Origin of the sequence: Pseudidiomarina sp. WS423 (assembly GCF_050750165.1) — a bacterium.
Classification (GTDB): domain Bacteria; phylum Pseudomonadota; class Gammaproteobacteria; order Enterobacterales; family Alteromonadaceae; genus Pseudidiomarina; species Pseudidiomarina fusca.
In genome coordinates this window covers 240715-255138 of record NZ_JBOJLN010000001.1, presented here as the reverse complement: position 1 = coordinate 255138, position 14424 = coordinate 240715, and the positions used below count along the sequence as shown (strand labels likewise).

Annotated in this window: 15 protein-coding genes; 13 read left to right on the top strand and 2 right to left on the bottom strand. The window is 47.9% G+C overall.

Annotated features, from left to right (window positions below; genetic code table 11):
- The first annotated feature begins 4 nt into the window (after nucleotides 1–4).
- The 4 genes from mazG to ACQ661_RS01180 all read left to right on the top strand — a co-directional run bounded on the left by mazG (nucleotide 5) and on the right by ACQ661_RS01180 (nucleotide 4602).
- On the top strand, nucleotides 5–814 hold the full coding sequence (gene mazG, locus ACQ661_RS01195) for a nucleoside triphosphate pyrophosphohydrolase (protein ID WP_110075181.1): 810 nt from the start codon (nucleotides 5–7) through the stop codon (nucleotides 812–814).
- An 81-nt stretch (nucleotides 815–895) separates the two neighbouring features.
- Nucleotides 896–2533 (top strand): CTP synthase, encoded by a 1638-nt coding sequence (locus tag ACQ661_RS01190; RefSeq protein ID WP_110075180.1) that lies wholly within the window; start codon nucleotides 896–898, stop codon nucleotides 2531–2533.
- A 35-nt stretch (nucleotides 2534–2568) separates the two neighbouring features.
- Nucleotides 2569–3861, top strand: a complete 1293-nt coding sequence (gene eno, locus ACQ661_RS01185; protein WP_431667382.1) for a phosphopyruvate hydratase — start codon at nucleotides 2569–2571, stop codon at nucleotides 3859–3861.
- Between the two features lie 60 nt (nucleotides 3862–3921).
- Nucleotides 3922–4602, top strand: coding sequence for a hypothetical protein (locus ACQ661_RS01180; RefSeq protein ID WP_431667381.1), 681 nt, complete (start codon nucleotides 3922–3924; stop codon nucleotides 4600–4602).
- A 6-nt stretch (nucleotides 4603–4608) separates the two neighbouring features.
- Here ACQ661_RS01180 and ACQ661_RS01175 read toward each other — a convergent pair whose 3' ends face one another.
- On the bottom strand, nucleotides 4609–5328 hold the full coding sequence (locus ACQ661_RS01175; RefSeq protein WP_431667380.1) for a sulfite exporter TauE/SafE family protein: 720 nt from the start codon (nucleotides 5326–5328) through the stop codon (nucleotides 4609–4611).
- 103 nt (nucleotides 5329–5431) lie between these two features.
- On the opposite strand from ACQ661_RS01175, the gene ftsB reads away from it, so the two are divergent.
- Genes ftsB through rpoS form a run of 9 tightly spaced genes read left to right on the top strand, consistent with a single transcriptional unit; the run spans nucleotide 5432 to nucleotide 11737 of the window.
- Entirely contained in the window at nucleotides 5432–5716 is a 285-nt protein-coding gene (gene ftsB, locus ACQ661_RS01170) for a cell division protein FtsB (protein WP_110075176.1), read from the top strand.
- The gene (ispD, locus tag ACQ661_RS01165; protein ID WP_110075175.1) at nucleotides 5713–6426 is read left to right on the top strand and encodes a 2-C-methyl-D-erythritol 4-phosphate cytidylyltransferase; all 714 of its coding nucleotides are present in this window, start codon (nucleotides 5713–5715) and stop codon (nucleotides 6424–6426) included. Before ftsB ends, ispD begins: the two co-directional genes overlap by 4 nt.
- Before the next feature lie 2 nt (nucleotides 6427–6428).
- Entirely contained in the window at nucleotides 6429–6926 is a 498-nt protein-coding gene (gene ispF, locus ACQ661_RS01160; protein WP_431667379.1) for a 2-C-methyl-D-erythritol 2,4-cyclodiphosphate synthase, read from the top strand.
- Nucleotides 6919–7971, top strand: a complete 1053-nt coding sequence (gene truD, locus ACQ661_RS01155) for a tRNA pseudouridine(13) synthase TruD (RefSeq protein WP_431667377.1) — start codon at nucleotides 6919–6921, stop codon at nucleotides 7969–7971. The genes ispF and truD overlap by 8 nt, the downstream gene beginning before the upstream one ends.
- 18 nt (nucleotides 7972–7989) lie before the next feature.
- Nucleotides 7990–8745, top strand: coding sequence for a 5'/3'-nucleotidase SurE (gene surE, locus ACQ661_RS01150; protein WP_431667376.1), 756 nt, complete (start codon nucleotides 7990–7992; stop codon nucleotides 8743–8745).
- Nucleotides 8742–9377, top strand: coding sequence for a protein-L-isoaspartate(D-aspartate) O-methyltransferase (locus ACQ661_RS01145; protein ID WP_369742298.1), 636 nt, complete (start codon nucleotides 8742–8744; stop codon nucleotides 9375–9377). Before surE ends, ACQ661_RS01145 begins: the two co-directional genes overlap by 4 nt.
- The gene (locus tag ACQ661_RS01140) at nucleotides 9374–9952 is read left to right on the top strand and encodes a YqaA family protein (protein ID WP_153825699.1); all 579 of its coding nucleotides are present in this window, start codon (nucleotides 9374–9376) and stop codon (nucleotides 9950–9952) included. Before ACQ661_RS01145 ends, ACQ661_RS01140 begins: the two co-directional genes overlap by 4 nt.
- On the top strand, nucleotides 9921–10763 hold the full coding sequence (locus ACQ661_RS01135; protein ID WP_431667374.1) for a peptidoglycan DD-metalloendopeptidase family protein: 843 nt from the start codon (nucleotides 9921–9923) through the stop codon (nucleotides 10761–10763). Before ACQ661_RS01140 ends, ACQ661_RS01135 begins: the two co-directional genes overlap by 32 nt.
- Nucleotides 10764–10765: 2 nt before the next feature.
- Entirely contained in the window at nucleotides 10766–11737 is a 972-nt protein-coding gene (gene rpoS, locus ACQ661_RS01130; protein WP_431667373.1) for an RNA polymerase sigma factor RpoS, read from the top strand.
- Here the strand turns inward: rpoS and mutS are convergent.
- Nucleotides 11720–14338: a DNA mismatch repair protein MutS gene (gene mutS, locus ACQ661_RS01125; protein WP_431667371.1), complete on the bottom strand. Its 2619-nt coding sequence runs from the start codon at nucleotides 14336–14338 to the stop codon at nucleotides 11720–11722. The genes rpoS and mutS overlap by 18 nt on opposite strands.
- Between the last annotated feature and the right edge of the window lie 86 nt (nucleotides 14339–14424).

Here is a 14424-nt window from a genome sequence, read left to right as displayed (position 1 = left end):
TAACATGAATTCATTTACAGGTGTGCAAGCCTTGGTAACCGTTATGCAACGGTTGCGAGATCCGGTTGGCGGGTGCCCATGGGATTTGCAGCAATCCATGGCCAGCCTCATTCCTTATACTTTGGAAGAAGCATACGAAGTTGCCGCCGCAATTACCGCGGGCGAACCAGCAGCGATAAAAGATGAACTAGGTGATTTATTGTTCCAGGTGGTGTTTTATGCACAGCTTGGCAAGGAACAGGAACTATTTGATTTAGACGCCATTGCTGGAGCTACAGCAGAGAAGCTCATGCGGCGACATCCACACGTGTTTGGTGAGCAACAAGCCCTCAGTGATGCTGAGATAAAAGCACAGTGGGAGCAGATAAAAAGTGAGGAGCGTGCTGAGCAAGGGCAAAGCGATAGTGTGTTTGATGGTATTGCAGATAATTTACCAAGTATTTTAATGGCTCAAAAACTGCAAAAACGGGCTGCGACTGTGGGTTTTGATTGGTCTGAGATGGCTCCCGTGATTGCTAAAATAAGGGAAGAATTAGCGGAAGTTGAAGACGAAATTAGAGCTAACGATAACGCAAAAATAGCTGCTGAGATTGGCGATTTGTTGTTTGCGGTGGTGAATTTGGCCCGCCACGCTCAGGTTAATCCTGAGCACGCATTACGCCTGACCAATCATAAGTTTAAACAGCGTTTTCAATGGATAGAAACGCAATTAGCCCAACAGCAAAGACGTCCTGAAGAGTTGAGCTTAGACGAGTTAGAAACCTATTGGCAACAAGCTAAACAACAGTTAAATCACGTTGAAAGTAAGAAATAATTTGTCGGCTATGGGCTACTCGGGTATACTGTTTTCCCGTCTTGAAGCATTTCCCTATCAACCTGACGACTTAGGTTTCGCATGACAACTAATTATATTTTCGTCACCGGCGGTGTTGTATCTTCGCTGGGCAAAGGTATTGCTGCAGCTTCATTGGCGGCAATTCTCGAAGCACGTGGCCTAAAGGTTACGATTCTTAAACTGGATCCCTACATTAACGTGGATCCTGGTACCATGAGTCCCATTCAGCACGGCGAAGTGTTTGTGACCGAAGACGGTGCCGAAACCGATCTGGATTTGGGACATTACGAACGATTTATTCGTACCCGAATGACCAAGAAAAACAACTTTACTGCTGGGCGCGTATACGAAGATATCATTCGACGCGAACGTCGCGGTGAGTTTCTTGGCGCTACCATTCAGGTCATTCCTCATATTACCAACGAAATCAAACGTCGTATTGTTGATGGAAGCAGCGACTATGATATTGCTATCATTGAAATCGGCGGCACCGTAGGTGATATTGAATCACAACCTTTTCTTGAAGCTATTCGCCAATTGGCCACTGAAGTGGGTCGCGATCGTACGTTATTTATGCACCTCACCTTGGTACCGTTTTTAGGTGCTGCTGGCGAAGTAAAAACTAAACCAACCCAACACTCGGTAAAAGAACTTCGCTCGATTGGTATTCAGCCGGACATTTTGGTGTGTCGTTCAGACCGTGCGTTACCTGCTACGGAACGGGCTAAAATTGCGCTATTTACCAATGTTGAAGAACGCGCTGTTATTGGCTTGAAAGATGTCGATAGCATTTATAAAATTCCGGCTATTCTGAAGTCGCAAGGCCTTGATGAAATCGTGACCCACAGGTTCCGATTAGACTGCCCAGAAGCAGATTTAGCTGAGTGGGAACAGGTGCTCTATCAAGAATCGAATCCTAGCGGTGAAGTGACCATTGGTTTTGTTGGAAAGTACATTGAGTTGCCTGACGCTTATAAATCGGTGAATGAAGCCTTAGCCCATGCCGGCTTAAAGAATCGTTTAACCGTGAACTTACGCTACATTGATGCGCAAGATATTGAAACTAAAGGTGTTGCTAAACTTGCTGATGTAGATGCCATCATTGTTCCAGGCGGTTTTGGTGAACGCGGAATACTAGGTAAGATCATGGCGGCCCAATACGCTCGTGAGCACAATATTCCTTATCTAGGCATTTGTTTGGGGATGCAGATTGCGCTGATTGAATACGCGCGTAACGTTGCCGGTTTAACAGGCGCCAATAGCACTGAATTTGAAGCCGATGCAAAACATCCGGTGGTAGGATTGATCACCGAGTGGATGGATGCCAAAGGTCAGAAAGAATTACGCAATAACAGTTCTGATTTAGGCGGTACTATGCGTTTGGGTGCGCAACCATGTAATTTAGTGCAGGGCACTAAGGCGCGGACATTATACGGTGCCGATGTGATTCAAGAGCGGCATCGCCATCGCTATGAAGTCAACGGTCATTATATCGAGCAATTAGAAGCGGCAGGCTTGAAAATATCAGGTTGGTCACATGATAATCGCTTAGTAGAAATTATTGAAATTCCTACCCATCGCTGGTTTGTGGCAGCGCAATTCCATCCGGAATTCAACTCTACTCCACGTGATGGGCATCCATTATTCCGCGGTTTTATTGAAGCCGCAGGACAGTATCAAAAAGAGCGTCGCGCTTAAGCGTCGCGTGTTATGGCAAAGGAGTATTAAAGATCATGGCAGCAATTAGTCGTATTGTAGCTCGTGAAATCATGGACTCACGCGGCAACCCAACTATTGAAGCAGATGTTTATCTAGACAATGGTCATTGGGGGCGCGCCGCTGCCCCTAGTGGTGCATCAACTGGCTCTCGTGAAGCACTAGAGTTACGTGATGGTGACGCTCACAGATATTTAGGCAAAGGTGTGCAAACTGCCGTGCGAAACGTGGTGGAGCTTATAGCGCCAGCGTTACAAGGCATTGATGCAACGGAGCAAGCTCAAGTTGACCAAATCATGTTAGATTTGGATGGTACTGAGAACAAAGAAAAATTGGGTGCGAACGCTATTTTGGCCGTATCGCTAGCTGTTGCAAAGGCTGCTGCTAGTGCCAAGGGAATACCCTTGTATGCTCATATTGCTGAACTCAATGGTACTGCCGGCAAGTACAGCATGCCATTGCCGATGATGAATATTCTTAATGGCGGCGAACACGCTGATAACAATGTAGATATTCAAGAATTTATGATTCAGCCCGTAGGTGCGAAGAATTTTGCTGAAGGGTTACGTATGGGAGCGGAGATCTTTCATGCGTTGAAAAAAGTCTTGCAGCAACGTGGCTTAAGCACAGCCGTGGGCGATGAGGGTGGTTTCGCCCCAAACTTGGCGTCTAACGAAGAAGCTTTAGCGGTGATTGTTGAAGCTGTTGCCAATGCTGGCTACGAGATGGGGCGTGATATCACCTTAGCCCTTGATTGTGCTGCATCAGAATTCTATCGCGATGGCCAGTATCATCTAAGTGGCGAGGGTAAATCGTTCGATGCTGCTGGTTTTGCTGAGTATCTTGATGGCCTGTGTCAACGCTATCCGATTATTTCAATCGAAGATGGCTTGGATGAAAGCGATTGGGCTGGCTGGAAAGTCTTGACCGAACGTTTGGGCAGTAAAGTGCAGTTGGTAGGTGATGATTTGTTTGTAACTAACACCCGTATTCTTAAGCGTGGTATTGATGAACAGATCGCAAACTCAATTTTGATTAAGTTTAATCAAATTGGTAGTTTGACTGAAACCTTAGCGGCCATTCGAATGGCACATGAAGCTGGTTTCACCGCAGTTATTTCACATCGTTCAGGTGAAACTGAAGATGCTACTATTGCTGATTTGGCGGTGGGTACAGCGGCAGGGCAAATCAAAACAGGTTCGCTCTGTCGTTCAGACCGAGTGGCTAAGTACAACCAGTTGTTGCGTATCGAGGCTGAGTTAGATGGTCAGGCTGCGTATCGTGGTCGTGCCGAAGTAAACGCAAGCTAGCACATGGGTTGTGGTCAGCGTTTAACTGTCGCAAGCTTGTGAATTCTGCCGATGAGCAATATGAACGAGAATCAACAAGCTGACATTTTCCAGGCGTTGCACGGTGGTTATGTTAATAGCCCCGAAGCCACGCCTGATAAATGGCCTGCGGCAGCTTTCGCTGAACTTTGTAACGCCTTGTACGAACGTGAATTGCAACAACTTGCACAGCAGTTGGGGCTAACGGTTCAGGGGTTACAAAAACGTTTACGAAGTCTGCCTTACTACATTCAACAAGCGGCGCGTGGCATGTTACAGTGCGGCGCGCCGTTTGTGTTAGATCTCCAAAACGCCTCCTGGCAGACGCCACAAAAAACAAAGCTGCAGACCGCGGCCAAGCAAACGACTAAACTTAGCAACTGGTTACACAAGCACGCCAAATTAGGCGATGCTGTGGTGATTCATGTGCAAACCCAACATCTACAGAAAGCTGTCTTAGATTCGCTTGATCGTCTTGATCTAGCTCAACAGCGGGTACATTGTAATCATTGGGGATGGTTTGATTTGCAGGGGCAATGGCTGGATCCATTACCAGCGCATGAAGCGGCAGCAACGGCAATGCAGGCGGTATTAGTCTTGCCTGATAAGTATCATTTAGGGGCAGCTATGGGGGGCCATCAATGGGGCCATAAAGGCAAGTTAGATCCCCGCCCCTTGAGCTTACGTGAGGTACTGCTTGCCACCCGCATTCAGTGGCGGTAACAGCAGTTAGAATGCGCCCCAAAAGGCAACCACACCCGCAATCATCACAATCACTAAACTTAATTTGCGAAACAAAGATTCGGATAAGCGGCTACTGATACGGTGCCCTAGCCAAGAACCACTAATAGCACCAGCCAACAAACAGAGTAAAATAGGCCATTGCTCTAATTGATAGCGTTGTTGCCAGCTAAAGCCAATCACATTAGTTAATGCAAGCAGTAAAAAGAATAAGGTTAGGGTGGCACGAAACGATACCCGGGCGAGACCGTAACTTGTAAGAAATAGCACCACGGGTGGTCCGCCTAAGGTTAAAGCGCCATTACTAAAACCACCGATGGTACCAGCTAATATTTGTTGCCATGCGGCTCCGTTACTTTGCCAGCGTAGGTTAAACCAAAACAACAGGGCGACCAGAATAACTCCACCAGCCATGATCTGTTGTAACAACTGTAAGTTGATTGCGGCTAATAGGTATTGTCCAGCAAGGCTTCCAAGCACGCCACAGCCAAGCAGCCAAGGCCACTGGCGCCAGGCAATAGCATGTCGTAGCAGCCAGCCTAAATAAAGTGCCATGGCTAGGTTAACTACCGACAGTAGTGGCGTGAGGGTAGAAAGTGGCAGCCAAAGCACCAATAAGGGCACGGCAATCAGGCCGGAGCCAAAGCCAGAAATGCCTTGCAAACAGGCTGCAACAAACATAATCATTAGGATTATCAGATATTCCATAGCTTTTTCATTGGGGTTAGCCGTAAAGGTCGATATACTACCAGAAATTATCTGACAACCTACTAGTTCTAACGGGTTATTCACGTTGCAGGTGGAGGCGAGGATGCGATTGCTAAAACTCACGTTTCTAGTGATTTTAATTGCGCTGCAATATCGTTTATGGTTTGGCAAAAACAGCCTGCCAGATTATTGGAATATGCAAGCAGATGTGCAACGACAGGCCGCTGCCAATGATAAGTTGCGGCAACGCAATCAATTGGTCGCAGCTGATATTGAAGACTTACGTGAAGGCCAAGTAGCGCTAGAAGAGCGCGCTCGCAACGAACTAGGACTGATAAAAAGCGATGAAACATTTTTCCGTTTGGTGCCAGTAAAAACACAACCATGATAGATCACATTCCAAGTATTGCTGCGATTGTTCCAGCGGCCGGTAGTGGCCAGCGGATGGCAAGCAAGATCCCTAAACAGTATCTGCAATTAGCTGGCAAAACGGTGCTAGAGCATAGTTTACATGCACTCACGCAAGACTCACGGATCTCCAAGATCTATCTTGCTCTAAGTGCAGAGGATACATTTTTCAGTGCACTTCAGTTGCAGTTACCCATTCCAGTCATACCCGTCGTGGGGGGAGCTAGTCGAGCAGCCTCGGTATTAGCGGGGGTAGAACAAGCACGTCTCGATGGTGTGGCCTATGTGGTGGTGCACGATGCGGCCCGACCATGTTTGCAAGCTGATGAATTATCCAAAGTTATCGATGTGGCGTTAACCCATCCTCAAGGCGCGCTGTTGGCATTGCCCGTAGCCGATACGATGAAGCGAAGTGATGCACAAAACGCGGTGAGGCATTCAGTAAAACGAGAGCATTTGTGGCATGCACTGACACCACAGGTGTTTGCTTTGCAACCTTTACTCAATGCCTTAGTTAGTTTAGGGGTGGATCACCCAGAGCTTACTGACGAAGCCTCAGCGATCGAATTATCGGGTGGCAAGCCGCAGTTAGTGGCCGGTAGGCGCACCAATATTAAGGTGACGCAACCGGGTGATGAGCAGCTTGCCGACATGTACTTAAAGTTTTTTGCGACAGAACGTCAGGGGTAACTATGAGATTAAGTTCTATCCGCATTGGGCACGGTTATGATGTGCATAAATTTGGTGGCAGCGGACCATTAACATTGGGTGGTATTCAAGTACCATACGAACAGGGTCTACTCGCACATTCTGACGGTGATGTGTTACTTCATGCGATTGCTGATGCATTATTAGGTGCGGCTGCTTTGGGCGATATTGGTCAGCATTTTCCTGATACTGATGCCGCTTATGCGGGCGCTGATAGTGCGGGGCTTTTAAGCCAAGTTCTGCAACTGGTTAAACAGCAGGGCTATGGAGTGGGTAACCTTGATGTGACCGTGGTTGCTCAAGCACCTAAATTAGCTGATTATATCAGCGCAATGCGTCAGCGCATTGCTGCTTTGTTAGAAGTCTCCGTAGGCGCGGTAAATGTGAAGGCAACCACCACCGAGAAGCTTGGTTTTGTTGGCCGTAAAGAGGGCATTGGCTGCCATGCAGTGGTGTTGCTACAAGGCCAAATTAATGACTGAGACTAGCTATGATTCATTACTAGGCCCTTATTTACACGGCGTGCCTAACAGCGGTGGGGTGATTAAAGCCGAACCCGAGCATTTTCAGGTGGTTGAAGAGCTCGAACTACCGCAGCAAGATCCACAGTTACAGCAAGGTGAACATCAGTGGCTATGGGTGCGTAAACGTGGCGCAAATACCCCTTATGTAGCGGCCCAATTGGCTAAGTTTGCCGGCGTTAAAGAACGTGATGTGAGTTATTCAGGTCTAAAAGATCGACAAGCCATCACCGAGCAATGGTTTTCTATCCAATTGCCAGGCCAACAACTGTTACCCTGGCATGAGCTCGAGCATCCCGAATTTAGTGTGCTGCAGGCGGTATTACAGCCGCGCAAACTTAAAACCGGTACTCATAAACGTAATCGTTTTACGATTCGTATAGAAGCTATCACGGATACTGATGCCTTTAACCAACGTTGGCAACAGGTGTGTACGCAAGGGGTGCCTAACTACTATGGGCTGCAACGCTTTGGCAAAGATGGGCAAAACATCAGTAACGCAGTTGAGTGGTTAAGTGGGCGGTTACGCCGGCGCTTAAATAGAACTCAAATAGGTTTGTATCTATCCGCAGCTCGCTCATTTTTGTTTAATCAAGTGCTGGCAGAGCGAATTCGACACAACCTTCTGACTCCGTTAGAAGGCGAACCTATGCTCCTCAGCGGTAGTCAGTCATTTTTTATTGCCGAGCAGATTGATGCGGCACTGTTGGAGCGGTTGGCGTCCGGTGATATTGAACTCAGTGGTCCGCTAATGGGCAGTGGCGAGCGTCAACAGATTAGCCAGGCGCAGGCAGCCGAGCTTGAACAGGGAGTCTTTGCACAGTATCCAGAACTTCTTCAAGGCCTTGCGAAGCAACGTTTGGATGGTGGCCGCCGAGCATTGTTGTTGCGCCCACAGCAAGCACAATTAAATTGGTTAAGTGATACGGTGGCAGAAATTAGTTTTGCCTTACCTAAAGGATGCTTTGCAACTGCTCTAATACGCGAATTAGTTACAACGGAATAATTGGTAGGTACCTTAGTTATGATGAAATTATTAGTCAGTAATGACGATGGCGTCCATGCTCCTGGCATTCACGCCTTGCATGAGCGTTTAAAAGACATTGCCCAATGTCGGGTGATAGCTCCAGACCGCAACTGTAGTGGTGCTAGTAACTCTCTGACGTTGCATAATCCGCTGCGTATGCAACAGCTTGCTAATGGCTTCTACTCGCTTAATGGCACGCCAACGGATTGTGTCCATTTGGGCACGAATTCACCGCTAGCCGACGATGTCGACCTCGTGGTATCGGGGATTAATGATGGCCCTAATATGGGTGATGACGTACTCTATTCGGGAACCGTAGCTGCTGCAATGGAAGGACGTTTTATGGGATTGCCGGCCATTGCTGTGTCGATGGGCTCGCGTAGTGATGATTATTATGACACCGCAGCACGAGTGGTGGCAGATATCGTCAATCAAATGGCGGATGAACCCCTACGGTTGGATACCATTTTAAATATTAATGTGCCAGCAATACCTTATGAGCAATTAAAAGGCATAAAAGTAACGCGGTTGGGGCGTCGTCATCGCGCTGAAACTATGGTGCAAAGTAAAGATCCATTTGGCCGTGATATCTTTTGGTATGGCCCGATTGGTGGTCATCAAGACGACGCGGAAGGCACTGATTTTCATGCCGTGCGTGAGGGTTACGTCTCTATTACCCCATTAAGTTTAGATATGACGGCGCGCAGCCACCAAACCACACTGTCAGATTGGTTAACTAAAACAAGCTCATGATTCAAAATTTTCAAGGGATGGCGCGCCGCTTGGTGGCCCAGCTAGAACGCGAAGGGATTCGTAATAAACCGGTGTTGGAGGTGATTGAAAAGACACCTCGTCACCTGTTTATGCCGCAATCGTTGGCGCACAAAGCATATGAAAACACGGCGCTACCGATTGGCAAGGGACAAACGATTTCGCAGCCACTGATGGTTGCATCGATGACCCAGCTACTGATGCAGCATGATTGTAAAAAGGTGTTAGAAATAGGCACAGGGAGTGGCTACCAAACCGCAATCTTGGCCCAATTGGTGGCACAGGTTTGTTCAGTAGAACGCATCGCTGAATTGCAATACCAAGCGAAACGACGGCTCAAGCAACTGGAGCTACATAACGTGAGTATGCGCCATGGTGATGGCTGGTTAGGCTGGCGCAGTAAAGCGCCGTTTGATGGCATTATTGTTACTGCGGCAGCGAGTGAGTTACCGCAACAGTTAATGGCCCAATTATCCGATGGTGGGGTGATGATTATTCCGGTTGGAACGGATAAACAACGGCTAATTGTGGTGCGTCGATTTGGCGATGTTTTTGAGCACAAGGAGTTAGGCGAAGTGAAATTTGTTCCCTTAGTACCAGGAGAACCAGTATGAGGATTTTTGGCTGGCTGTACGACAAGGTATTAAGTTGGTCTCAGCATCGCCGAGCCCCAGCTATCTTAGCGGCTTTGAGTTTTTCTGAATCAGTGGTGTTTCCGATCCCGCCAGATGTGATGTTAGCACCGATGGCGATGACCCAACCTAAGCGCGCTTGGTTTTTTGCTGGACTAACCACCATCGCCTCCGTTTTAGGCGGGATTGCTGGCTACTGGTTGGGTTATTGGGCGTTTGAGCCGCTGGTGATGCCACTGGTGGAATGGGCTGGTTATCAAGATAAGTTAGCGAGAGTCACTGCCTGGTTTACCGAATATGGCTTTTGGATTATTTTCATTGCTGGATTCTCGCCCTTGCCGTATAAATTGTTTACGGTAACAGGGGGAATGCTACAAGTGATGTTTATTCCTTTTGTGTTGGGGTCGTTGATTAGTCGTGGCTTGCGATTTTATTTGGTTGCCGCTTTGCTTCGTACTGGTGGACCAACAATGGCGCTAAAACTGCGCACTTATGTAGACCGAATCGGTTGGGGAATGGTGTTAGTTGCCATCGCTGCGTATGTATGGACACGTTAAACAGATCATTGCTTTAAGTGCCTTGGTGGTGCTGTTTGGCTGCGCTGAGCCGCCACCACCAGCGCCCGTCAAGAAGCTTTATTATGGCCGCACTGTGCATGATTTTGAAGCGGCTAGTTTGGCCGCTGCTAGCTATCAAGTAGAGCGTGGTGACACGCTTTATTCTATCGCTTTTAGAGCTAACGTGGATGTACGTGAGCTTGCTCAACTTAATAACATCAGTGAACCTTATCTCATTTTCCCTGGCCAAAGGCTACGTTTAAAAGCCGTTGAAAAAAGTAGCAAAAGCGTTGCTAAGACATCACAGACAGGGTATCGTGATACTAAATTAGAACAAAAACAAAGCAAGCCTGTAACAGCTAAAACTGCGGCAACGCCGGTTGCGAGCAAGCCTCCAGCCACCGTCATAAGTAGCCCAAGTAATGAGCCCTTTGCGAAGGAGGTTCAATGGCGTTGGCCCGCGACAGGAAAAGTGATTCGTGACTTTTCGACCGCTGAGGCTGGTAACAAAGGGCTAGACATTGGTGGTGATAGAGGTGCTCCTATTTATGCTGCTGCAGCGGGTAAAGTGGTGTACGCAGGCAATGCACTGAAAGGGTATGGGCAATTAATCATAGTGAAACATAACGATGATTATATTAGTGCCTATGCTCACAATCAGACCTTATTAGTACAAGAACAACAATGGGTCAAACAAGGTGAAGTGATTGCCGAGATGGGGGACACTGATGCCGCGCAAGTGATGTTGCATTTTGAAATTCGCTTTCGGGGTAAGTCAGTTAATCCTCGGCACTATTTGCCGCGGGGGTAATAATGAGTCGAAGCCAGGATGAGATTGATGACATTGATGAGCAAGAGCTTGATGCAATGCAACAATCTGAGCAGGAAGATAACGACGATACGGAATTTGAAGAGATTATTGCAAACCGGTCTCATTATCTGAAAAAAATGGACGCAACTCAGATGTATCTGAGTGAGATCGGCTATTCGCCGTTGTTAACAGCCGAAGAAGAAGTGTATTTTTCGCGGCTAGCACGCAAGGGTGATGCCAAGGCTCGCTGTCGTATGATCGAGAGTAATCTGCGCTTAGTCGTCAAAATTGCACGACGCTATACGAATCGCGGACTAGCTTTACTCGACCTCGTTGAAGAAGGTAATTTAGGTTTGATCCGCGCGGTCGAAAAGTTTGATCCAGAGCGAGGCTTTCGTTTTTCTACCTACGCCACGTGGTGGATTCGACAAACAATCGAACGCGCCATCATGAACCAAACTCGTACCATTCGCCTACCCATTCATGTCGTGAAAGAGCTGAACAGCTATTTACGCGCCTCGCGCGAGTTAGCACAAAGTTTAGATCATGAACCTACGGCAGAAGAAATTGCCGAAAAAATGAATGTTGATGTGGCTGATGTGAACCGGATGTTTCGCTTAAATGAGCGGATAGCTTCGGTTGATACCCCAATGGGGGGCAGCGATAACGATAAGTCTTTGGTTGAAATGCTAACGGCTGATGATGATCATGGCCCAGAAGGGTCATTGCAGGATGATGATACCAAACAACATATTTTAGCTTGGTTAGAAACCCTAAACGAAAAACAACGTGAGGTTCTGGCTCGACGCTTTGGCTTATTGGGTCACGAGCCGGCAACCCTTGAAGATGTTGGCCGTGAAATTGGCCTTACCCGCGAGCGGGTAAGACAAATTCAGGTAGAAGCCTTGCGCCGTTTGCGTGATATGTTGCGCCAGCAGGGCTTAAGTTTAGATTCGTTATTTCATCGAGAGTAACCGTTGTTGCCATTGCGCCAACCAGGTTAAGGCAGCAAGCGGAGTTAACTGATTCACATCTAAGTCACGTAGTGCTTGCTCGAATTCACTAGGTGTCGACGAGCTTGCCTGTACTGCTTTGATCTCGCGTTCCATCTGCGCAAATAAATCGGCTTGCTCGGTGTTACTTAAAGATTCGTTTACCATACTCTGTTGCAGCTGCTGACGAGCTTCTAGTTGTTGCAAATGCAACCGAGCTTGCTTTAATACACTAGTGGGCAGGCCTGCTAACTGGGCAACTTGCACGCCAAAACTGCGACTCGCCGCACCTTCACTTACTTTGTGCTGAAACACAATATGCTCGTCATGTTCCGTCGCCTCAACATGCACATTAATGCACCCTGATTGCTGTCCAATGGTTTGAGTTAATTCAAAATAATGGGTAGCAAACAAGGTTAACGAACGGTTGTTATCAGCGAGAGCTTCAGCGCAGGCCCAGGCTAAGGCTAAACCATCATAAGTAGAAGTACCGCGGCCTATTTCATCCATCAACACTAAACTTTGTGCTGTAGCATTGTGTAAAATATTGGCAGCTTCAGTCATTTCGACCATAAAGGTTGAACGACCTGAAGCAAGATCGTCAGAGGCTCCAATTCGGGTGAAGATCCTATCGATAGGGCCAAAAACAGCTTCTTTAGCTGGCACAAAACAACCGCAATGAGCCATGATGGCTAAGAGAGCTGTTTGACGCATGTAGGTGGATTTACCACCCATGTTGGGCCCGGTAATGAGCAGTAAACGCCGCTCAGGATTGAGTTCAACGTCATTCGCAATAAAAGGCTCTGTTTGCATACGCTCAATTACTGGATGGCGTGCTTGATGCAATCTAATTTGAGTTTGTTCTGATAATTGCGGACGTTGGTAGTTATGCGTCAATGCATGTTCAGCAAAGCCACGCAATACGTCTACTTCGGCGATACTTTGCGCTGTTTTTTGTAACGTCACCAAGTGCTCAGCTAGCTGCTCTAATAACTGTTCATAGAGCCATTTTTCACGAGCCAAAGCACGACTTTGACTATTAAGCACCTTGTCTTCGTAGGTTTTTAGTTCAGGAATGATGTACCGCTCGACATTTTTAAGGGTTTGCCGCCGTTGGTATTCTGCTGGGATCTGATTGCTGGCGGCGCGGCTAGCTTCGAGGTAATACCCATGAACCTTGTTAAAGCCAATCTTCAACGTATGAATGCCGGTGCGCTGACGCTCTCGCGTTTCGATATGCTGCAAGACATCGGTAGCACCTTCAGCTAACTGGCGATAGTCATCGAGTTCGTCATCAAAATGGGGCGCAATAACGCCGCCATCTCGTATCAAAAGAGGTGGCGTAGCTACAATCGCGCGTTCTAGTAATGCCCTTAATTCCGGTAGTTCAGCTACGGCTTGTTGCCAGTGGGCTAACGCAGGTGCATCCAGTAATTGCTTTAATTCGGGCAAGCTTTGCAATGCTTGCCGCAATCGGGCGAGATCACGTGGGCGTGCGCTACGCAAGGCAATACGAGTGATGATCCGTTCAAGGTCACCAACCTGGCGTAAGACATGCTTCAGTTCAGCTAATTCGCTATGTTGTAAGCTAGCCACTGCGTCATAGCGCTGTTGCAAGAGTTGATGTTGTCGTAACGGCCGTTGCAGCCACCGTTGCAGCAATCGGCTGCCCATAGCAGTACTGGTATTATCTAAAACATGATAGAGCGATGTTTTCTGTCCACTAAACGAGCGCACCAGTTCTAAATTTCGACGAGTGGCGGCATCTAACATAATCGCATCAGCTTGGCGCTCAGCCACAATCGCAGTAATGTGAGGAAGCGCTGCGCGTTGGGTGCTGCGCACATAACTTAAGATTGCACCGGCAGCCCCGATAGCAGCGGGTAGGTGGCTTACCCCAAAACCATCTAAGTGAGCCACTTGAAATTGACGCAAGAGTTGTTCGATAGCACTGGTGGTTTCAAATTCCCAATCGGGGCGGCGGCGAATGCAACTGCAGGCCAGCTCTCGTTGGCTAAACTCATGGGTGTCTGGATACAGTACTTCAGCTGGTTGCAGTCGTTCTAATTCAGCTTGAAGCTGCTCACGGTCGGCGACCTCCAAAATGCTAAAGCGACCGCTCGCCATATCTAAACAAGCAATTCCGATAGGTTCAGCCGGATGGATGGCAACCAGTAACTGCTCAGCATGATCCTTGAGCAGAGCCTCATCAGTAATGGTACCTGGAGTTAATACTCTGACCACTTGACGCTCGACCGGACCTTTGCTGGTCGCAGGGTCTCCGATTTGCTCGCAAATTGCGACGGACTCGCCTAGTTCGATAAGCCGCGCAAGATAACCTTCAGCGGCATGATAAGGTACCCCGGCCATCGGGATAGGTTGGCCATTGCTGGCACCGCGCTGGGTAAGAGAAATGTCGAGCAGTTCAGCTGCACGTTTGGCATCGGTGTAGAATAATTCGTAAAAATCCCCCATCCGATAGAATAATAAGCAATCGGTATGTTCTGCCTTAATGCGCAGATATTGCTGCATCATAGGCGTGTGTGCGGCGAGATCTTTTGTTATATTTTGGGCATCCGACATGCTTGTTATAATCCGTTCTAAAGTCGTGGTTAGCTGGCATTTAAACTGAATATGTGTAGCCGCTTTGCGGCCCTCAAGGATAACTA

Bases quoted from the DNA above. Each gene is read 5' to 3' on its own strand.
- ACQ661_RS01175 (WP_431667380.1), bottom strand. From the start codon at position 5,328: ATGGAATATCTGATAATCCTAATGATTATGTTTGTTGCAGCCTGTTTG.
- ispD (WP_110075175.1), top strand. From the start codon at position 5,713: ATGATAGATCACATTCCAAGTATTGCTGCGATTGTTCCAGCGGCCGGT.
- ispF (WP_431667379.1), top strand. From the start codon at position 6,429: ATGAGATTAAGTTCTATCCGCATTGGGCACGGTTATGATGTGCATAAA.
- eno (WP_431667382.1), top strand. From the start codon at position 2,569: ATGGCAGCAATTAGTCGTATTGTAGCTCGTGAAATCATGGACTCACGC.
- ftsB (WP_110075176.1), top strand. From the start codon at position 5,432: ATGCGATTGCTAAAACTCACGTTTCTAGTGATTTTAATTGCGCTGCAA.
- ACQ661_RS01140 (WP_153825699.1), top strand. From the start codon at position 9,374: ATGAGGATTTTTGGCTGGCTGTACGACAAGGTATTAAGTTGGTCTCAG.
- ACQ661_RS01180 (WP_431667381.1), top strand. From the start codon at position 3,922: ATGAACGAGAATCAACAAGCTGACATTTTCCAGGCGTTGCACGGTGGT.
- rpoS (WP_431667373.1), top strand. From the start codon at position 10,766: ATGAGTCGAAGCCAGGATGAGATTGATGACATTGATGAGCAAGAGCTT.
- surE (WP_431667376.1), top strand. From the start codon at position 7,990: ATGATGAAATTATTAGTCAGTAATGACGATGGCGTCCATGCTCCTGGC.
- mutS (WP_431667371.1), bottom strand. From the start codon at position 14,338: ATGTCGGATGCCCAAAATATAACAAAAGATCTCGCCGCACACACGCCT.
- mazG (WP_110075181.1), top strand. From the start codon at position 5: ATGAATTCATTTACAGGTGTGCAAGCCTTGGTAACCGTTATGCAACGG.
- ACQ661_RS01145 (WP_369742298.1), top strand. From the start codon at position 8,742: ATGATTCAAAATTTTCAAGGGATGGCGCGCCGCTTGGTGGCCCAGCTA.
- truD (WP_431667377.1), top strand. From the start codon at position 6,919: ATGACTGAGACTAGCTATGATTCATTACTAGGCCCTTATTTACACGGC.
- ACQ661_RS01190 (WP_110075180.1), top strand. From the start codon at position 896: ATGACAACTAATTATATTTTCGTCACCGGCGGTGTTGTATCTTCGCTG.